Source organism: SAR324 cluster bacterium, assembly GCA_015232315.1.
Classification (GTDB): Bacteria; SAR324; SAR324; order SAR324; family NAC60-12; genus JADFZZ01.
The window spans coordinates 100,555-122,776 of the sequence record JADFZZ010000009.1 but is presented as its reverse complement, the minus strand read 5'-3'; the positions used below and the strand labels follow the sequence as shown (position 1 = coordinate 122,776).

Below are 22,222 nucleotides of genomic sequence, written 5' to 3'. Positions count from 1 at the left end.
GTCTCTCTCCATCCCTGATTATTCAGCAGTGATGGAATCAGGAAAGGAATCGGTTGTATTCAGGGGCGCTTCATCGGAGGTCAGAAAACTGGAGTCATCAAAGAAACCGTTGAATCCGGCAAGATTGGTCTGATCTTCAGAGGTCGTTCCCAGCCATTGATGGACTTCCCCGAGGGTCCAGCCTGTTGTTGAAAAGAATCCTGAAATTTCAGCGCAGTTTGAACTGTCAACCACAGTCGGTGTTATGCCATTCCGGATGCAGACCAGATCCTCACCGGCGGAATCTGTCGTCCAACCTTCGCTGTAGGCCTTGATCATGTAATAGCCATCAGCCCACACTCCTGTTTCAGGATCATAGCCGCCTGTTCCCAGAGCAACCAGTTTCTTGTTTTTGTCACTCGCGTCCTCAGCCGGCCAGATGTATTTAACAATGAATTTGTTTGCGGTTGAGTTAACGATTCCGACAGATCGATTTCCACTGCTGGTGCCTGTGTAATTAACGCCTTTCCATCGGCCTACCAGATTGAACGCCAATACGGTCGAATCACCCTTGTGAACATAGGCCTGTGTGATTTGGGAATGATGGGTCTCGAAATTCGTATTATGAACATTTTTTGAAGACCAGAGCACTGCATAGGTTTTTTCATCTTCAGCCTTGCTGTAGAGAACATACCGTGTGCCGTCAAATTCAGGTTCTGAACCGGCGCAGTCATACAGTGCGCTCATATCGACAATAAATTTTGATCCATCGACAGGCACGACTGAGGCATCACCAGACAATACTTTTCCATTCAGTTTTCCGCAGGATTCATGAGGAAGGATTGGATTTCCAGCATCATCCACTTCCACTTCCGCTCCAGGTTCCGGATAGATATTGTTGATATACATTTCAGCATGGTAAATATTACCCACCAATGTCAGCAGAGTGAATTTACTGTTTTCGTCTGCGGCAACACCTTCCGGACAAAAATTGACATCATCCATTTGACATTCCAGTTTGAAGTAGCTTTCAATCAATGAGGAGTTTGACGAGTAATTGAATCTTGCAGGAGAACCCTGATCCATACCTCTCGACAAATATTTTGAGGTGGCCACTTTACCATTTATTTGCGGTGTTCCCTTGACCGCGTTTCGAGTGACTTCAATGCCTGCCACTTTTTTATATTTCTTTTCTTCTTCCTGATCACTGCAACCAGAAAGAAATATCGCACTTGTAACCAGGACCAACACCAGCATGATGAATTGATTCAATTTTTTCATGGTACCTCCAAAAGGAAATGATTGTTTGTCATTAGCATTCACATACATTTTACTGATCTTCTTAGGACTTTTTGTACAATGATGTTTTTTACTCTGATTCAACTTTTTCATCGGAACCTCCTGATGACATGGTTTACAATTTTCAAGAACTGATTTGTTGGAATGCATAACAGGCGACATGAATCGTTTATTTTTCAGATAAATTTTAAAAAAGTGTTCACAAAACTGGAACAATGTTTCATAAACAAAATGATCATAATGGACGCCAGCGATCCTTGACGAAGGTGAATCGTGTTTTCAAACAACCGTGAGACAGGAGGACTTTTGACATTGTTGCCAGATTTAAAAATCAATAAGGATATTCCACTGGATCTCTATGATTTTTATGATTTTCGTGAAGTGTTGAAAGAATATTTTCAGCAATGCGCACAACAAAATAAACGCTATTCCTACCGCTATTTTTCCCGACGGCTTGAACTGAAATCGCCCGGTTACATTCAGAGTATCCTGAAAGGCGAACGCCAGATGTCGGCAAAATTCTATGAAGATGTGGTGGGGATGATGGGACTTGGCAGCAGTGAACTGGATTATTTTGACCTTCTGGTACGAATGGACCGCGCCAGACCCGGAAGTCATTTGTATCAGGAAATTATTCCCAAATTACGACAATTCCGTGCCAAAACGCTCAAAGTGAAATCGATTCAGCAGGCACAGGGGGAATGTATTTCCTCCTGGTTGCATTGGGTGGTCAGGGAGATGACCCTGCTGAAGGGTGCTTCATTGAATATCCAATGGTTTAAAAAAAGTTTGAGACAGTTGTTTTCTGTGAATAGCAGTCAGATTGCTCAATGCCTTGAAGAACTCAAGGCCGCCAGACTGTTGGTTGAAGAAAATTTTGAGATCACAGCGCCGGACCCTGTCATACAAATCAGGGAAAAAAAGCTGGCGCCTCTGTTGACCCAGTATCACCATGACGCATTGACGCAGGCCATGGCCGGATTGAGTCTTCCGGCAAAACAAAGAGAATATGGCTCAATCCTGGTCACCACCACTCCGGAAAAGTTCATGGAGTTCAAGAAAAAACTGAAGCAGGATCGTAGCGAAGCCTTGAAACTGCTCAATGTGCCACCGGGAGAAGGAACCATGCTTGTCTCGTTTTCGTTTCAATTATTTCCCATTGCTCAGGTTGATTCCACATAGGTATGGCATGAAAAATCATGATGAAAGGAACAAAAATGACCAATAAACTTACACAGTATTGTCTTGGCATGGCAGTGTGTCTTACCACTGTATTTTGTGGCTGGGGATGCAGTACGGAATTTTATAATCCTGATGATGAAGACCAGACGTCCAATACGGTAAAAAATGCCGACCATGCCCGCGGATTGAAATTAACCGAAAAAGCGGTTCAGGGAACCCCGCAGATTTTTGGCGGTCTTTCCTCAGGAAGAATGATCCTTGGCGGTAAACAGAAATTTGAGGCTAACAATACTGATGCGGCAAGCCGGATTGAGCCCATGACCCAACAAGTGATCGAATCCTTTTTCAAGGCGGAATGCCACAACGATGGAAATGGATTAGATTTCTGTCCACCAGGCACAGACACCGGAATGGAAACCAAATTTTCCACCACAACCCTGATCGGTGCCATTTATCATGCGGATCTGTATCTGGGAAACATCTATGGCACCACAATCTCAACCGATTCTTCTGGTGGCTATAAAAGTTGTGCTTCAGGAAATGGCAAAGAACTCACCAACCATACACCAATCATCACTCCAGAAAATGCGACCCGGTTTTTAATTGATTTCGGTTCATTGTTTGATTGTGCCGGTTCAGAAACATCTGACAATAACACCACCTATTTTCTATACAGTAAGGCAAAAGACAACCAGACCTTTGCCAGCCTTGTCACTCGCAAAGAACAATATGCTGAAAGCTTTGGTGCGACTTTTTCAGATATCAATCAATCGTATCTGAAAAACGGAGACGCTGTCATTCTGGCCTTCAATCTTGCGGATAACTGGGATTACGGAAGACCGGATAATGCTTCCAATCGGCGGACGGTGGTCATCACCAACGTGACTACCCATAAATTTATTGTCAAACGGATCAGCACTGTGGAAAATACTATCAGCAATGACCAGGGAAATCATTTGGTAGCCTTGGGGAAAGCTGGTTATGATTCACAAAACAACACATGGATTGAAGGATTTTATATGGTCAAAGCCGATTATCAGGGCACCAACCAGGCAACCGTCTGTGTGCAAAACGGATTGAATCCCGCCATTGTTTCTGACGACAACTGTGCTGAAATATCAGGATTCTTTGTTGACGGTTGGACGATTGCGCAGGTCTATTCATGGCTTGAAATTCCGGAAACAGATCGAACCAATATTTCAGGGTTCAATGCGTTTTTCGAAAACTCGGCATTTTTAAATAACGACCATATTCCGTTGAACACTTCTGACTATTTTCCTGATTCGATCACGAACTGACGCCAACTGGATTTGGCTTCTTTTACCAAAGGTGTTCCCGTCTCACGAACAACTCATAAAACAACGACTCGGGAAGGCGTTTTCGTGTTTTGCTATCAGAACCGGTGTTCAACGAACATGTTATCACGGATTCGATACCAATAATTTTGCGACCACATTGCAACACGATTGGTCTGGTTCCATCACTTGTTGACCTGTTGATTGGAGCAGAGTGGAGCAAAGCGGAAAGGCTTGGAAAACAATCAGGTCAAACGTTTTGTCCGGCAATTCTCTGTTCTTGTTTTTTCATAAGAGATGCCAATAACCACAAAGCGTCATTCACGGATTCATGATCTGGAAAATATTTAGCCATGTTATTTTTTGAACGTTCCTTAGGATTGGTTTATTTGATCTAAAGTGGCCGAAAATCTGACCAACCCCATTTATCTGGTAACCGGTTTAAATATATAATACCCTTTCAACTCGTTATGAAGGGGAAGCTGATGATTGTGTCAGAAAAAATAATAAATTATTAAATATTGAAAGGACATCCAAATGACATCCAATAATGGTAACGACCGACCGGGAGGCCCTTGGGGGCATCGCAACACGCCCGGTTCCGATATAGATGAGTTGCTCAATCAAATACAGGGACGGTTCAAGCAAATGCTACCCATGGGGGGGCCAAAGGGAATTATTATCGTGGTGCTCATCGCCTTGGCAGGCCTGGGCGCCTGGACTTCTTATTACACGGTACCGAGCGATTCTGTCGCTGTGGTGCAACGTTTCGGGGCCTATCTGTATGACGTTCCGCCCGGTTTGCATTTCAAGCTACCTTTAGGCATCGACCAGGCTACTCTCGTTCCGGTCAAACGGCAATTGAAGCAGGAATTCGGATTTTTCACCCCCGGTGCTCAGGACCCCTACCAGGTTTCCCGCGACGGAAAGCGAGAAACGGAGATGGTGACAGGCGATCTGAATGCCGCCCTGGTAGAATGGGTGGTTCAATACCGCATTTCGGATCCTGTTAAATTTCTGTTCGAGGTTCGGGAGCCTAGTGAAACGCTGCGCTACGTGTCTGAGTCCGTCATGCGGGAAGTGGTTGGTGATCGCACCGTGGACGAAGTGATTACCATTGGCCGACAGGAAATCGAAACGGAATCGCTGATCAAGATGCAGGAACTCACTACCAAATACACGATGGGGATCAGTATCGATCAGGTCCAATTGAAAAATATCAATCCTCCCGAACCGGTGCAGGCTTCATTCAACGAGGTCAATCAGGCTCAGCAGGAAAAAGAAAAACTGATCAACGAGGCCCGGCGCGATTACAATAAGGTGATCCCACTGGCTGAAGGTGAAAAAGATCAGCGCATCCGTGAGGCTGACGGGTATCGGCTCAAGCGTATTAATGAAGCGGAAGGGGATGTCGCTCGATTCAATGCCTTATTGGCTGAATATACCAAGGCACCGGAAGTCACTCTCCGTCGCATCTACATTGAGACCCTGCAAGAAGTCATGCCGAGCATACGCGCCAAGATCGTGGTTGATGAACAAATGCGTAACCTCCTTCCCTTGCTCAATGTTAATTCTCAAAAAGGAGAAAAACTATGAATGATATCAAAAAAATCGCCATCCTGGCTCTTTTGGGTTTAGGAATGTATACCTTGATGAGTTCGCTTTATACAGTCAGTGAAGTCCAGCAAATGATTATTACCCAGTTCGGCAAACCTGTCGGGACCCCGGTGACTTCCGCCGGTCTAAAATTCAAAGTACCCTTCATTCAAGAGGTAAATCCCATTGACAAACGCATCCTCGAGTGGGATGGGTCTCCTTCGGATATGCCCACCAAGGACAAACTTTACATCTCGGTAGATCTGTTTGCTCGCTGGCGGATTAACGATCCCCTCCAATATTTTTTGCGGATTAGGGATGAACGGAGCGCTCAGTCTCGATTGGACGACATTTTAGGCAGTGAGACCCGTAACGCCATTGCCAAGTATGAGTTGATTGAACTCATCCGTACTACCAGTGATCGCGTGCCCTTACGTGATGCCCTCCTGACCGATGCGGAACTGAAACAGGATATTGGGGCCCTGGTGCCAATTGTGAAAGGACGAAAACAGGTCGAGCGGGATATCTTTACCGCCGCGGCTGAAAAGGTTCGAGTGTTCGGGATTGAATTGCTCGATATCCGGTTCAAACGGATCAACTACAATGAAAGTGTGCGTCCGAAGATCTATGACCGAATGATCAGCGAACGGCGGCAAATCGCCGAACGCTTTTTGTCAGAAGGTAACGGCGAGGCCGCCAGAATCCGGGGTAATCGTGTGCGGGACTTGAATAAAATTCAATCAGAAGCTTACCGGCAGGTCGAAGAGATTCGTGGGGCGGCTGATGCAAAGGCGACCGAAATCTACGCCAAAGCCTACAATCAGAGTCATGAGGCAGTGGCCTTTTATGAATTCACACGGACCATGCAGTCCTACAAAGCCATGATTGGTGAAAACACCACCCTGGTACTTTCCACAGAGAGTGACCTCTTCAAATTTTTGAAGGGGATTCCTGTAGCCAACGGCATTTTGGGTCCCCCTTCTGGAGGTAAAAAATAAACCTCAATGGGCTTTAGTCATCGTTTCACCAGTTTCAGACGATTGCCGGTAAAGAAAATGCGGGAATCATCGAGGGTAAATACCCTTTCGAAGAGGGGAGCATCGGGTTACGTCCCGATGAAATTCCACGGTTTGTCGCCTTCCCCGGGACGTAACCCGGGGCTACCGTTCCCGGCATCGTTCTGCCCGGTTTGCAACACTCATTGGCGAAACGATGACTATCGCCTTATTTAATTTTCATTCGGCACCTTTCAAAATCAGTCAAAAGTACTTTACAGTTTGCCTCTGTCATCCCGACAGAGCGAGATACGAGCGACGAGGGATCTTAAAACGTGGCGAACCGGATCTCTCCTTCGTCGAGAGGACAAACTGTCAATCGGGATTTGAAAGGTGCCTTTCATTCCTTAATTCAAAAATATAATATCCATACCTTCCCAAGGTCAGAAAATATGGCAGCTTCCCTATTTGAGGAAAGGTGACACCATAATTGATTTCTATCGGGGTGTATCCTGCCATCTGGGAAATAAATAATTCTACAGGTTGTGGAGAATCCGCCAGATTGAACACACACAGCATGGTATGAAGGGATCCTTCACGGAAGAAGGCCAATATTTTTTTATTTTCGGGATAAATAAAATTGAGCGTTCCTTCACCAAACACTGTATAGTTTTTCCGGTGATGAATGGCTTGTTTAAACCATTTGAGGAATGAATGGGCGGCATTGATCTGATTGGACACATTAACAGACATAAAACTGTATTCGGCATCCATGATGACCGGAGCATATAACAAAGATGGTTTGCAATCTGAAAAACCTCCGTTTCGATTATCGTTCCATTGCATTGGCGTTCTCACCGAATTTCTATCGCCAAGGTAAATATTGTCCCCCATACCAATTTCATCGCCATAATAGATGACCGGTGCCCCCGGAAGAGCAAACAGAATCGAGTACAACAACTCCATTTCCAGTCTGTGATTTTCCAGCAACGGAGCCAGACGACGCCGTATGCCGATATTGCATTTCATTCGGGGTTCTTTGGCATATCGGGAAAACATATAGTCACGTTCTTCATCAGTACACATTTCCAGTGTCAATTCATCATGATTTCTCAGAAAGATCGCCCACTGGCAGTTTTCAGGAATTTGAGGTGTACGTTTAATGATATCCACAATCGGACCATGATGTTCCTGGCGTAATGCCATAAACATTCTGGGCATCAATGGAAAATGGAAGGCCATCTGGAATTCATCCCCATCCCCGAAATAGGGTAGCAGATCTTCCGGCCATTGGTTGGCTTCCGCCAACAGGATTTTGTCCGTGTAATTCGCGTCAACAAACGCACGCAATTCTTTCAGATACGCATGGGTTTCAGGCAGATTCTCACAGTTGGAACCTTCCCGCTCGAGAAGATACGGCACAGCATCGACCCGAAATCCGTCCAACCCCAGATCCATCCAGAATTTGAGAACGTTTTTCATTTCATCTCTCACCGCGGGATTATCAAAATTGAGATCCGGTTGATGTGAAAAAAAGCGATGCCAGTAATACATTTTGCAATCTGAACACCATGCCCAATTGGACACTTCGGTATCGACAAAGATGATCCGGACCCCATTATATTTATCAGAGGTATCGGACCACACGTAATAATCATAGTAAGGCGACGAGGGTCCTTTTCTGGCTTCCTTAAACCAGGGATGCTGATCAGAGGTATGATTCAGAACAAGATCGGCAATCACACGAAGACCCCGTTTATGCGCTTCATCCAGAAATATTTTAAAATCCTCGAGCGTGCCATAATCAGGGTGAATGTTGTAATAGTCGGCGATATCGTAACCATCATCCCGTTTGGGACTGGGATACATGGGGAGCAACCATATACAGTCCACTCCCAGAGCCTTTATATAATCCAATCTGGTGGTTAAACCCGGAAAATCTCCTTTGCCATCATTATTGGAGTCTTGATATCCCTGGATGTTCAATTCATAAAACACCGCGTTTTTATACCAATAGTTTGATGACATACTTCTCTCCTTAAAATTCAATTCATCTTGAAAACTGGTGCTCTGGCTTAACAATTAAGGAACGGCAAAAGAATAAGTTGTAAACATTTCCCAATCCAGTCTCTCCTGTTCTGGTCTGTAGAGACGTGCTATAGCGCGTCTCTACGTGTTCTGGTCTGTAGAGACGTGCTATAGCGCGTCTCTACGTGTGCCCGACAGGAAATATAGTTCGGAGAAATTATCTATTTTATTTTTCGAATGTTCCTAACTTTCCTGAATCAGGACCGCCCAGGGAAAATGTTTGAGCACAATTTCCAACTCCAGAGAACTCTGCCCACTCTTATCCTCAACAGAAACATATTCCTGAGTGAAAATATTCCGGTATTTTCCTGTCGCTGGTTCTCCGGGAAGTTCCATAAAATTCTGCTTCCATGTTTCATGGCCAAGGGGCATCCGTTTCCCCCCCTCAGACAAGGCCGCAAAAAATATGGGAACCACTACAATCATGGTTTGCGTGCCTAACGTTCTGGAAAACGCGCAGACATGCCCTGAATATTGCCCACTGATCTGTAGCGGATGGTATTGTCCCGAACGGAATAAATCATTCAAAGTGTTTCTCAATTGAAGGATCCTCCAGATGACAAACTGCTTGATCTGAAAATCAGACAGGTTTTCCAGAAATCCCTGAACCGTCGCGATCCAGTCCGTTGCTGATTGCCCCTCCAGTGTTTTGAAGTGACTCAGGTTTTGTTGGCGTTGTTTAAAATCAACGGGTCTGCGGTTGTCAGGATCCACCAGACTCAGATTCCAGCCCTCACATCCTTGATAAATGTCAGGAACACCAGGAACCGTCAACTTGAGAATCGCTTGTGACAGGCTGTTCAAATATCCCATCCATGCGACTTTCTGCTGAAATGGCAAAAATCGTTTTAAAAAATGACTTTGTTCGGGAGGAGACAATAATTCATGGATGAAATCCATCAATGCGGCCTCATATTCCAGATCAGGATTGATCCATGCGCTAAAAACCTTGGCTTCCCTGACAGCCTTGAGCATATAATCCTGAATGCGTTTGATGAATACAGGCCAATGTTTCTCGGTCATGGGTTCTACCGGCCATGCGCCTAACAGAGTTTGATACAGCAGATATTCATCATTGCTGTCAGGGCAAATTTGCCCTTCGATATCCTGTTTCCTGCCCGCATTCAGTTTTTGCCAGCTCAGAGCATTTTCCTGCCATTCTTCCGGAATTTCAGACAACACATGGAGGCGCATTCTCAGATCTTCTCCACGTTTGGCATCATGGGTTGAGGTACTGAGCATGCTATGAGGCCAGTGGCACATCCGCTCTTCATTCAGATGATGAAATGCCTTGAGTGACACGCCGAAGTTACGGGGATCTCCGCCCACTTCATTGAGCGAGGTCAGCCTGTTGTAAATGTAAAAAACGGTATCCTCAAAACTTTTGGCCATGACCACGGAACTGTATTGTTGAAACCGCATGGCGATGTGGGTCATCAACTTCTGATAAACGGCTTCGGGTTTGGTCGGCATACGCTGTAGAAGAAGAACATCCCGGATAAAGTCATAAATACCCGTGTCCGCGCTCACACATTTTTTTTTGGCTTTAGCCACGGCCCAGTTGACATATTGCTCATCGGTTTCAGAAACATGATTTTCAGTGACATAAGTACGGTACACCGGAAAACAGGCCAGAATTTCCATGAGTGCGTGCCGCACTTCATTCAGTGTGTAATCCCGGGTTTTCCAGTCAGACTCGCATAAATGAATGATCTGGTTTGCCAGAACATTGAGTTCGCTGGCCAGACTGACTTTCATGATCAGTTTTTTGCATTGATACAGCAATTCACTACAATCCATCCTGCGGCCAATGAATTGATGGTAGATTTCGGTCATGGATTTTTCAGCCTTCGAATCCACAAATAAACCATTGACCAGACTTGCGAAATCATAACCTGTCGTGCCATGAACCGGCCAGTCTTGTGGAAGGCGCTCATAATCCGCCAGAATTTTTTCCGCGACAATATACGCCGGCATATCAGGCACGATCTCTTCAGGATTGCCTGTTTCCAGGGATTGCCTGATTCTTTCGGTCAGGCGCCGGAAATACTGCAATGGATTATACAGTCCGTCAGGGTGGTCCAGGCGCAATCCGTCAAGCTGATTTTCCCGAATAAATTTGAGAATCAGGCCGTGAGTCGCATCAAACACAAAATCATTTTCCATTCGCAGTCCGATTAGCTCATTGATATCAAAAAAACGCCGGTAGTTGATTTCACTTCCCGCCACCAACCAATGACTGAGACGATAGGACTGGACTTCCAGCAAATGATGCAGGGCCTCAAAAGATTCAGGTTCACCGGGGCGTCCATTGAACTCGTTCACATTCAAATCCACATGCAACCGGATGTCTGTGGCTTCCGCGCATAATTCTGCGAGACGGGATTTCAGAAGTTCCTTGTCCCGATTGCGTTCTTCACGCTGTTCAAGGGACAGAACCATTTCTCGGTCAGGAAGATGTTCCAGCGCGGACAGCAGGCTTTTGAACTGGAGCAGATAATGATGATCCATTCCCAGATGGCTCTCCAGTCTTTGAAGCCGATGACGTAATATCCGGTTGTATTCCCTGGGTGCTACCGGAAATTGGTGTTTATAATAAAAGACATTGAATTCACCGGTTTCGGCATTGAATCTTAAATTCAATTCACCATTTTCCAGAACAAGTCCATAATGATTACCCAAAACCGGCACCAGAACTTTGCCCAGTAACTCTTTTTTCAGAGGTTCCCATTCAATGTCGAAAAAATCAGCGTAAAGTGACACCGGTCCATTTTCCAGAACGTCTTTCCACCAGGCGTTATCCGCACCCATGATCCCCATGTGGTTAGGCACAATGTCCAGAATTTGCCCCATTCCATGCTGATGAAGCTGATTGACATAATGTTGGAAATCCTCAGAAGTTCCCAATTCAGGATTCAACTCATTATGATTCACAATGTCATAGCCATGAGGACTTCCAGTTCTTGCTCGCAGATAAGGCGACGCATAACAGTGACTGATCCCCAGATCACGGAGATAGGGGATCAACGCGGTGGCATCCTTGAACGTAAAGGTGTTGTTGAACTGTAAACGATAGGTCGCCAGAGGAATTTTCATAGACCACCGGGAGGCTTCCGTTGCCGGTTGTTCGATCTCCAAAACGAGTTTTTTTCTTTCCAGGGCCATGTCCATTGATAATTCGTGAAAACGAGAATCATGACGGATATTTTCCAGCGGTTCGGAGAGCTTTTTTCGCCAGTTGTGTGGCACAGCCTGCGTTCCAGGCTGATTCACCTGATCGATCTGCCCCAGCACATCGTCCATCTGCACCATGACGATCTTGCAGGGAGTCCGGGCAAGATAGCGATGAAGGGCTCTGGAAAGATCAGGCGTCATGACCGGAGTCATGGCCGGGTCCAGTTCTACATCTTCCGGGAGAAGATTTTCATGACTCAAGGCCTGCAATAACAAGGCACGATCTTTGGACCGTTCCACGGTCATTTGTTCCCTCATCTTTTCGGAAGAAAACAGATCCAGTTTCTTGCGAACCACAAAATCCTGTCCTTTCCAGAATCCTGACAGCGTCGGTAAATCATGCGTGGTGACCGCTACGACCGCCTGCGGTGGAAATGTTTCAGGTGGAGCAAAACCTTCCAGATCTTTTTCAAGCAACAGCAACCGGTATGACAATAAGCCGCCTTCCATCAACTTTTGTTGAAGGTTGTCAGGGACGGTTCCAAGATCTTCACCAATAATCAGACAACTATTTCTTACGCTTTCCAGTTTCAGAATTCCCAGCAGATCTTCAAACGGATAGGTCACATAGGCACCTTCCGCTGAATTCTGATTACGTGGAATCCAGAAGAGACGGGTCAACCCCATCACATGATCCAGTCGCAACGCCCCGGCATATTTCATGTTTTTGCGCAACGTCTGAATATATGGCGCATAGGCGCATTCTTTCAATTTGAAGGGATTCCATGGTGCCAGTCCCCAATCCTGTCCCCGCGTATTGAACAAATCAGGAGGACAGCCAATCCCCGCGTTATTCACCACCAGATGATGATTTACCCAGGCTTCAAAACCACAGGGATCAATCCCCACGGCCAGATCCAGATAGAGTCCTAACCCAAGTTTTGATCGCATACACTGCCAGCCGATAGCTTCTAACTGAAGCGAGGTCTGCCATTGCAGATATTGAAAAAATTCAATGCGTTCCCGGTGTATCTCCGAAAACTCCAGAATCTGCGGACTTGAGGGGGAGTGATACGCCTCAGGCCAGATTTTCCAATGATAGTTCTGGTCATTCTGCTCAAAAAAATGATCGCTCAGTGTTTCAAACAAGGCGAACTGATAGAGTGATTCTCCTCCCTGTGCCTGAAACTCCCGGAATTTTCTGGCACGTGAGGAATCGTTGGTCAGATGCTTGTCGCGAAAATTTTGATAGAGCAATTCCAGTATTGGAATCTTTATCTGTGAGACTTCCGTATAATTGACCATATCGCCCTTGCGTGCCATTTGCCGGCGATGCTGGAACTCCGGTGTTTGTATCAATTCCTGCACATTCGGGCATTCCGCAAAGTCCTCAATGACTTCCACATCCAGGTACATCACATTGTAAAACATTCTGCTGGAGGGACTATAGGGACTGCATTCTTCAGGACGCAGGGGAAACAACGCATGCAGAGGATTCACACCAACCGTGTCCGCGCCAAGTTTGGCCGCGTATTCAATCACCCAGCGTAAATCCGTAAAATCACCAATCCCCCAGTTTCGTGCCGATCGCAGGCTGTATAATTGCACTGAAATTCCCCAGATCCGTCCGTTTTCTTCAATGGCTTTGGGCCAATAACACCGGTCAGGCGTAACAATGAAGGTCATCCCGACATGTCCGGTGATTTGAAGTTGGTGATATCCCAACCCCGGCGACACCGGCAGGGAAAACTCATGCCTGGTATGCATCATTGTTCCTGAAGTTTGCTGTTCCAGTACCATAAGTTCTGAAGGCGTGAAACTGCCGGTATGTTCTTCTCCCGACTCCGTAAGCAAATGCCACTCAAACGACTGGTTCTTCTCCTCGACTGGGATAACCACAGGGATTTTCCAGGGAAACGAGTGCTCACTGACAACCTGAACATAAGGCAACATACGATTCCACTGATAATTTTCGTAATACTCAATCGCGTTCCGGATTTCATCGGCACTGTTCAGAGACATCTCCATGGCCTCCAAAATAACTTTCTGTGTCTCCAGACTCACTTCAGTGGGTTGGTTCCACGCATCCATATATTGAGGCTGGATTCCACACAGTTCGGCAAGTTTAAGGATCAGATTCGGTGTATCGTTCATAGCTTTTCTCAATAAGATTGAAGAAACCAGGCCACACTCCAGGGATATAAAAATCCGGAATCAATTCTCTGTTCCAGATCCTCATGACTTAGATAAATACTGCGCCCCGGGCGTTGATCCATGAAGGGTTTTACAGGCACTGCGTGCTGTTTGGTCAGATTGGCCAGTAACGTCAGTTTTGATTGATCCCCCAGAGTCCACTCCGCACGAAGAATTCTGGAATAGTGGAACAACTCAAAGCTGGCCTGTCCCCCCTGGATTCCGTTGAGTCGAGGGATAATTTCCTTCTGCCGGATTCGTAGAAGCTGTTGATGCAAGGCCAGCCAGGATTGATGCTCAGGTGTTGAGAGATCGTCCCAGTGAATAACAGACTTTTCAAAAGTAGACGCCGCACAGGGATCCGGAATTTTTTCACGTGCGTCAGGATGGCTGAACGCGGGAAATTTCGCGAATTCGTTGCGTCGTCCTGTTGTCACCTGAGCGGCAAGATTCGGTTCAAAATCACAAAAGAAATAAAAGGGTTGATCACAGCACCATTCCTGCCCCATGAACAGCAAGGGGGGGGACGGGGCCAGCAGGAAGATGGCGGTGATGGCCCGATAGGCCTGTTCGGAAACAAACTGATGAAGACGTTCGCCAAACGCCCGGTTTCCGGCCTGATCATGATTCTGAAGAAACGATACAAACGCGGTTGGCGGTAGATGAGTGCTGGGTTCTCCCCGTTTTGCTCCATTGCGATAGGCAGATCGTTCGCCCTGATACGCAAAGCCTTCCGTCAGGCAGCGTCCGAGGTGCTGTTTGGGATTCCGGGCGTAATCCCGATAATAACCTTCTTTTTCACCAGACGCGAGGATATGCAGAGCGTGGTGCAAATCATCATTCCACTGGGCGACATACCATCGCGGTTCCTGATCTGTTTTTCTTTGAAGATAGTGTGCCTCATTCTTATCATTTTCCAGCACCAGATGGATATGACGGTCCCGGGGAAAAGTAGCCGCAACGGTTTCAGCCAGTTCTTCCAGAATGTGTCGGCCTGAATTATCATAAATCGCGTGAACAGCGTCAAACCGTAAGCCATCCACATGATATTCTTCGAGCCAGAACAAGGCATTATGAATAAAAAATTTTCTCACCCATTCACAACCATTTTCATCAAAATTGATGGCAGACCCCCAGGGCGTATGATGACGATCGTTGAAGAACAGCGGCGAATGGCAATACAGATAATTGCCTTCGGGACCGAAATGATTGTAAACCACATCCATAAACACCATCAGGCCCTTGGCATGAGCGGATTGAATCAGTAATTTCAGCTCATCAGGAGTTCCATAGGTATGATCAGGAGCAAAATGCAGAACGCCGTCATAACCCCAATTTCGCTTGCCCGGAAAATCTGACAGGGGCATCAGTTCAATGGCTGAAATGCCCAGTTCTTTCAGATAATCCAGTTTGCCCAGCACGCCCTTGAAGGTTCCCTCCGAAGTGAATGTTCCTACATGCAGTTCATAAACAACAGCCTCTTCCCAGGGACGTCCTTTCCATGAAAAATCGTCCCAGTTCCATGCCCGGGGATCTATCAACTGACTCAACTGGTGCACATCATCCGGTTGATATCTGGACACAGGATCAGGCACACGCAAGTTCTGATCCAGCCTGAAACCATAACGATCACCGTAGTTCGCTGAAATTTCTAACAGGAACCAGCCATTTTCAGGTGTCATGAGAGTCAGGCTTTCCGCGGACGATGTCTGGTGAACAAGATGAACTTCCCGGGCACCTGGTGCCCATAGTTTGAATAAAAACCGTCCGTCACTTGTTGCTTGTGGACCAAATGGCATGGGATGAACACGTGTTCCATTTTGATTATTCATAGGTTCCCTTGAAAAACGCCCCCCTTTTCAAAGGGTCTGGGGCGAAATTACATCCCTTTGCCTGTGTCATCCCGACAGAGCGAGGTACGAGCGACGAGGGATCTTAAAGCGTGGTGAACCGGATCTCTCCTTTGTCGAGATTACAAACTGTCAACCGGGATTTGAAAGGTGCCAAATATTTTTAATCAAAGCTACAAACTTTATAAGGGGTCTGTATGCTTTATGATACTAGTAAAACTACCAGTTTTTTGGGGTTGGTCATATTTTCGGCCATGTGACAAAAAATCGGTCTTTGATTTTCCACCTGGTTTGGGTTTTGTCCCGTAGGGGCAGACCTGTGTGTCTGCCCAAGAGCAGGGCGAACACACAGGTTCGCCCCTACAATTTGTGGCCAAAAATGTGACCAACCCCCATTTTTTCAGGAGGGAACATTCACATAATTGATAACTGAAAAAAAATAAGTAGAACCACCCGGTGGTTAACATAGCTCAAAAATAACTTGTGAAGTAGGACGGGCAATGAAAGTTATGCTTTGCGGGATTGGTCACGTTTTCTGCGACCCTTCACAAGAGGGGCGATATTATTATTAAAATCTGAATTTGAGTAACGATGCTGAAGGGCAGAGGTTCCTTTGCTTTTTTACACGGACCTTGACACCTGGAGGTAAGATTTGTTTCGGACATACCGGTTTTCCGGTATGAAGTTGCTGTCGACAGATTTCAAACGGAACCACTGCCGATCAACCCCAAGTTTCTGAAAGGTGTCTGAAATTTCATGAAAACCATACAAAAACTGGCCACATCCTTCAATCTTCAGTCTGATGAACTGATTGCCTCGTTGATGCTGTTCATCTACTCATTTCTGATTGGAACCACCAAGGTTTTTAGTCTGGTCTCCTCCCAGACTATTTTTCTGGAACGTTATCCCGCAGAAGATTTGTCTTATGTCTATATCCTGACGGCCCTTTGCTCTGTTCTTATCGGTAGTGTTTATCTGCGAATCAGTCTGAAAGTTTCTGTGGCATCCCTCGTCACCGGAAATCTGATACTGATGGGGCTGGTGACATTGATGCTCCGTATGCTACTGGACTGGATTCCTGAAAGGTGGCCCGCCATGGCCATCGCGGTGTGGTATCAGATTGTCTTTGTGCAGACCAATCTTGCGTTCTGGAGCGTTGCATCGAGTGTGCTGGATATTCGTCAGGGGAAACGGCTGTTTTCACTGATCTCGAATGGAAGCACCATTGCCGCCCTGCTAGGCGGGGCCATATCCGGGATACTGTCTCGATGGGCAGGTGTGAGCAATCTGCTTGTTCTTGCTGGCGTTTCCATCCTTCTGGCCGCGATGTTCCCACTGTTTCTGAAAAAACAGATTCAGAACAAAAAAACGACTTCCTCCAAAAAAGAACGAACAGGATCTTCCGTAACACATGGTTACAGAATTTATATTCTGTTGATCGTGGTTTATTATTTTTCAAGTAATTTCCTTTACACCTTTGTGGACAATGGTTTCAACGCGGCGGCACAAATCCGGTATTCAGCCACTGAACTGGCCACGTTTTTCGGCTATTTCTCAGCCGTCAGCGCGGCTCTGGCGCTTGTCATCCGTTCCTTTGTCGCTGGTAAATTGATCCAGAAATTTGGTGTCATTGTGGGAATCATCGCCATTCCCCTTTCCATTCTGGGTTTTATGATCCCGGCCGTGTTTGGTGGTGAACTCACAGGGATGTTGTTTGCCATGATGACGCTGTCCAAGCTTTCAGACAAAGTATTTCGAGGTGTGCAATCCTCCTCAATGACCACGTTGTTTCAACCCATGATGACCCTTGGTGAGAGGGTTCAGGTGTTGATGCGGAGCATGATTGAGCCCTTGGCCATCGGCAGTTCCGGAGTTTGTCTGTGGTTGTTGCATAACCACGTGAACCCGGATCTGGTGGATTTAGCATGGTTCTGTGTGGGCTTTGCGCTGTTGACGATCGTGGCCTGTGTCATGATTCAACGGAATTATGTGTTGATCCTGGCACAAACGGTCACACGTCGACATGCCAGCCTGCAGGGGTTGTCGCTGAATGACAGTGAAACGATTGTTCTGCTCGAACAGGAACTTCGAAGCCCCAATGCGGAAAATGTGGTTTACGCACTGGATATGCTCGAACAGATGGATTCTGAAAAACTACCGGATTATCTGTCTCTTCTGCTGGCACACCCGCAAACCGCTGTCAGGCAACAGGTGTATGATCTGATTGAAAAATATCACATGGAATCACTTTGGGATCTGCTGGAACAACAAACCCGTCTGGAAACCGATGAAACCTTGCAGGGTGTTTTGCTCAGAGTCCGTTGCGTGCTTCGGGAAGAAGGCATGCTCACGGCGATTCACTGCTTGCACCATGAGTCACCACTTATTCGAAAGTGGGCTGTTATTGGATTGCTACGTTCCGGTTCGATAGAAGGAATTGTACACGCAGGATCATTCCTCATGAATGATCTGGAATCCAAATCAGCAACAGACAGAGCCAGGGTCGCTGAAATTATTGGTGAATCGGGGATCTCTGGATTTTATCGTCCGATTCTCAAACTTCTGAATGATCCTGAGAATGAAGTGCGAAAGCTGGCGCTGATTGCCGCGGGTAAACTCAACAATCCACTGTTGTGGAACAGTGTGATCCAGAATCTTGCAATCCCGCAACTGACAGGTCTTGCAACGACTGTTCTGATTCATGCCGGTGATGAGGCGTGCGAAAGTCTGATTGAGCGTTTTTCACATGATCATAATCAACCGCTTATGCTGAGTCATCTGGTCCGGGTTGCCGGTTTGATGCACTCAGAACGTGTGACAGGGTTTCTGGCAGAAAAACTATATTCTGAGGATGAGGATATCCGGCATCTTATTTTACAGGCACTTTGGAAACAACGCTTTCAGGCAAATCCTTCACAGATCGTCCTGATCAAAAACATGATCAGGGATGAAATCAAGGATGCCGCATGGACGTTGGGCGCCATTGAGGATGTGCATCAGGAACAGGACGCATGGTTTCTGACAGAGGCCTTAACCCGCGAAGTAATGTCCAATCGCAAACATATTTTTGTGCTGTTGTCCTTTATTCTGGACGCGACACTTATCAGAAATATCCATGACAGTTATTTTCATGGAAATGAGCGAAAACAGGCTTATGCCCTGGAACTTCTGGAAAGCCAACTTCCCGGAGAACTGAAAGAACAGATCATGCCTGTGCTTGAGAATAAGCCACTGGAAAGCATACTACGTCAAATCAGACAACAGCATCACATCACCTCCGAAGGATTTCATGGACGACTGGAAACAATTCTGACACGTTCCGACCAATGGACAACAACCTGGACCAAATGCTGTGTGATTTATTATGTAGGAAAGTATCAGTTGTCTCAATTGGTGCAGGCCCTGGCATCGTTTCTGGAACATAATCATGAAGAAATGCTTCTGGAAACAACCTTATGGGCAATCCATCAACTGGACCCCATTCATGCCGCGGTTTTCTGTCATACAGATGTTGTGCTTCAAACGCCTCGTCTCAAACTGATCGCGGAGCAACTGGAACAAGGGCAGTCTGTCCTGTTGACCTTTGAAAAAATCATGGAACTCAAACAGGTGCCTATGTTCCAGCATGTGACAGAAAGCAATCTGCTGGATGTGATTCACTCTCTTGAAGAATTGACTTATCCCGAAGGTGTCACCCTGTTCAACAAGGGCGATGAGGGAGATTGCCTGTATATCATTCGCTCCGGATCGGTCAAGATCCATGAGGGACCGCGTCTGATTACAACCAGAACCAGCACTCATCTGATCGGTGAATTTGCTGTTTTGTCCTCGATTCCCCGAACGGCCTCTGTCACGACGCTGGAACCCACTTCAGTTTTCAGGTTGAATCAGGACAGTCTGTTCCAGTTATTGACCGAAAACATGGAGGCGGCCCGGGGGCTGATCCAGAGTATTTGTAAAAAACTTCAACAAGACTGAATTCATGCAACTTCAAAAAATATTTATTCTTCAAACCTGTCCGGCCTTCAGTTCCATTCCCGGCAATCTTCTGTCGAACATGATTCCTTATCTGGAAGAAGAAAACTATGCGGAAGGTGAAATAATTTTCAAAAGCGGAGATGTTGTACAATCGATGTATATTGTGATTGAGGGAATGGTGCATCTGAATAAACAGGGTCAAAACCCAGTTGTGGTGAATCGACGTGAGATTTTTGGAGAACTGGCCGCTCTATCCACTGAAATCATGCCATACACCGCCATTGCCATGGAAGAAACCCATGTCTTTCGCCTGGAACAGGATGATCTCTATGAATTGATGTCCGAAGAACCGGAGCTGGCCCGAATTCTGTTGAGAACCCTGACTTCAAAATATATGGAACACGTCTGATCAAGCTGATGTCAGTGGTCTGAACGCTATACATCAGGCCACAAATGGATTCTGTGGGTATTTGTTTTTGTTGAATAAAAAATTGAATTTTCCAGAAACATGAGGGAAGAGAGGTCTAAACCATCAATGAATCAAATATTAAACTAGGAACAACGATGACAACATCAGCCTTGGAACTCCCCAAACTACCTTCTTCACTCCAATTCATTGTCACTGCCATTGAAACAGAACAGCAAATGAACACCAATCGGCTGGCTGAAATCATCCTTGAAGCCAAAGTACAAACTGATGATCTCAAACCCTGGTCGACCTTTGATCATCCAGCGCAAGACAGTTATGGCCGCATGTTGATTCACAATGGCGGTTTTTTCGAGATCATGGCCATGTCCTGGTGCCCCGGTGATTTTTCAGCGATACACGATCATGGCTATACCCAGTGGGGCTGTGTTCAGGTTTATGGCAATGCGGAACACTCGGTATTCAAACTCAATGATGGAAAACTCAGAACCGTATTACGAGAAAATGTCTCTCCCGGATCACTGTTGAAAGTGAATCACGATCTTGTGCATCAATTGGGAAATCCGGTTCCAGAACAATTTTTCTATAGTTTACACATCTATGGAACACCTGAACAGAATCCGAATATCACAGGGGACGCCAGGGTTTTTGATCTTGAAAAAAAGCAGATTCTGCGGGTCGATGGCGGAATGTTCTATGCGCTGCCTGATGATCAGATCAAGCGACGCGAAACCATTCTCGAACCTGATTTCATGACCTGGTTGCGGGATCGTGTTGAGTTGATCAAACGGGTACGTAGAGCTCAATCAGCAGGACGGTTGCTGGACCGGGATCTCGACCAATTGATTCAGGAATGTTTTTCTTCAAAAAATTGGGATTGGTTGATGGAGGATGTCAACAAATTCATTGATTCCGAAGGGTGTGTGACCAGCGTTTCCTCATGGAAACTGATAATCTGGGAATTGAGGAAATTCGCTGAGCTATATGATTCCCTTGAAAGGACTCATGATCATAAGCAGAAACTCATGTCTGTTGCTCAAAAATTAAATAACTGGATGGATACCATCCTTAATTTGGATAACGCCAACACAGAAACAGGCACAGGCGCCCCTGTTCTATTTGACATCCAACAGTGGGATGCCCTCAAAAATCTGCTTCTGGGTATCGTCAACGAAACCCGCCATGTTCAGGATTTCAATACATGGCATGACCTCCGGGAAAAACTGATTCGGATTGCGGCCCTTCAATTCAATGCGTTGATCAAGGATCAGAAAGAGGAAGATCGTTTTCATACTTATGCGGAACTTTATGATGAGATCATCGGCAAACCCTGCCTGAATGACTTCATGAAACAATATTTCAGTTTTTTTATTCAGAAATTCGGGGTTGATATCACAACCTCCAGTTTTCTTTCAATCGGTTGTGGAACTGGCGTGGTGGAAGAACATTTACTGGAAATCTATCAAATTCCTTACGAAAACATGCTGGGTGTTGATATTTCAGAAGCCATGGTCAAAGAAGCCTCAAGGCATATCCACGCAAAAGCCTGTGATTTTCTGGAAATGGAGGAAACATCCCAATGGGATATTACCTTCACGGGTTTGAACGTTTTTCAATACATGCCATCAACCATGCTGGATGCCGCCATCGAAAAAAGTGCCCGACTCACAAAACAGGGCGGATATTTTATTGGAGATTTCATCACCACAGATCATGTGCGCTGGTATCCCAATGTTTTATTTGAAGAGGATGTGATTTCTCTCAGAAATCCGAGACTGGTAGAAAAAGATCAACGGATGTATCAGGAAAGTGAGATCATCAATCTCAGTAAAATGAAAGGAGAACTCCGTATCACGTATGAAGGCAAACATCTACGGTACCTGGCTCCCCTGCAAAAAATCCGAAAAAGCTTTGAAAAACATTTTGGCGCCAACATCCAGATATACGATGCTGTAACTCTGGATCTCCTTCATGCGGACGCTGAAACCTGCCCCTCCACCCGATACCTGGTCATTGCGCCCAAAACGACAGAATAATCGCTGTCGCTTCATATCTTTTCTGGTTGCGAGACTCGAGTTGTTACCCTGTTTTTTTGTAAGCTTTCAGCCGTCAGCTATCAGTTTTCAGGTATTCTCAAGGCCTGGAGGCCAAACGATATTTTCTGCT

The 22,222-nt window shown here is 46.1% G+C and carries 11 protein-coding genes; 7 read left to right on the top strand and 4 right to left on the bottom strand.

Annotated features, from left to right (window positions below):
- Positions 1-18: 18 nt before the first annotated feature.
- Positions 19-1,260, bottom strand: coding sequence for a hypothetical protein (locus HQM11_09070; protein MBF0351173.1), 1,242 nt, complete (start codon positions 1,258-1,260; stop codon positions 19-21).
- A gap of 324 nt (positions 1,261-1,584) precedes the next feature.
- Between HQM11_09070 and HQM11_09065 the strand changes: the two genes are divergently transcribed.
- The 4 genes from HQM11_09065 (at position 1,585) to hflC (ending at position 6,349) form a co-directional block, all read left to right on the top strand.
- Complete coding sequence (locus HQM11_09065) at positions 1,585-2,460, top strand: TIGR02147 family protein (GenBank protein ID MBF0351172.1); 876 nt, start codon at positions 1,585-1,587, stop codon at positions 2,458-2,460.
- Between the two features lie 35 nt (positions 2,461-2,495).
- A complete protein-coding gene (locus tag HQM11_09060) occupies positions 2,496-3,758 on the top strand; it encodes a hypothetical protein (GenBank protein MBF0351171.1) in 1,263 nt (420 codons plus the stop codon).
- 534 nt (positions 3,759-4,292) lie between these two features.
- A complete protein-coding gene (hflK, locus tag HQM11_09055; protein ID MBF0351170.1) occupies positions 4,293-5,351 on the top strand; it encodes an FtsH protease activity modulator HflK in 1,059 nt (352 codons plus the stop codon).
- On the top strand, positions 5,348-6,349 hold the full coding sequence (gene hflC, locus HQM11_09050) for a protease modulator HflC (GenBank protein ID MBF0351169.1): 1,002 nt from the start codon (positions 5,348-5,350) through the stop codon (positions 6,347-6,349). Before hflK ends, hflC begins: the two co-directional genes overlap by 4 nt.
- Positions 6,350-6,721: 372 nt before the next feature.
- On the opposite strand, the gene treS is transcribed toward hflC, so the two are convergent.
- From treS to treZ, 3 genes are all read right to left on the bottom strand, one after another.
- Positions 6,722-8,374, bottom strand: a complete 1,653-nt coding sequence (gene treS, locus HQM11_09045) for a maltose alpha-D-glucosyltransferase (protein MBF0351168.1) — start codon at positions 8,372-8,374, stop codon at positions 6,722-6,724.
- Positions 8,375-8,617: 243 nt separating this feature from the next.
- Positions 8,618-13,762 (bottom strand): malto-oligosyltrehalose synthase, encoded by a 5,145-nt coding sequence (locus HQM11_09040; GenBank protein ID MBF0351167.1) that lies wholly within the window; start codon positions 13,760-13,762, stop codon positions 8,618-8,620.
- A gap of 8 nt (positions 13,763-13,770) precedes the next feature.
- A complete protein-coding gene (gene treZ, locus HQM11_09035; protein ID MBF0351166.1) occupies positions 13,771-15,600 on the bottom strand; it encodes a malto-oligosyltrehalose trehalohydrolase in 1,830 nt (609 codons plus the stop codon).
- 807 nt (positions 15,601-16,407) lie between these two features.
- On the opposite strand from treZ, the gene HQM11_09030 reads away from it, so the two are divergent.
- The 3 genes from HQM11_09030 (at position 16,408) to HQM11_09020 (ending at position 22,092) form a co-directional block, all read left to right on the top strand.
- Positions 16,408-19,629, top strand: coding sequence for a cyclic nucleotide-binding domain-containing protein (locus HQM11_09030; protein MBF0351165.1), 3,222 nt, complete (start codon positions 16,408-16,410; stop codon positions 19,627-19,629).
- Positions 19,630-19,633: 4 nt separating this feature from the next.
- Positions 19,634-20,038: a cyclic nucleotide-binding domain-containing protein gene (locus tag HQM11_09025; protein MBF0351164.1), complete on the top strand. Its 405-nt coding sequence runs from the start codon at positions 19,634-19,636 to the stop codon at positions 20,036-20,038.
- A gap of 155 nt (positions 20,039-20,193) precedes the next feature.
- Entirely contained in the window at positions 20,194-22,092 is a 1,899-nt protein-coding gene (locus HQM11_09020; protein ID MBF0351163.1) for a methyltransferase domain-containing protein, read from the top strand.
- Positions 22,093-22,222 lie beyond the last annotated feature (130 nt).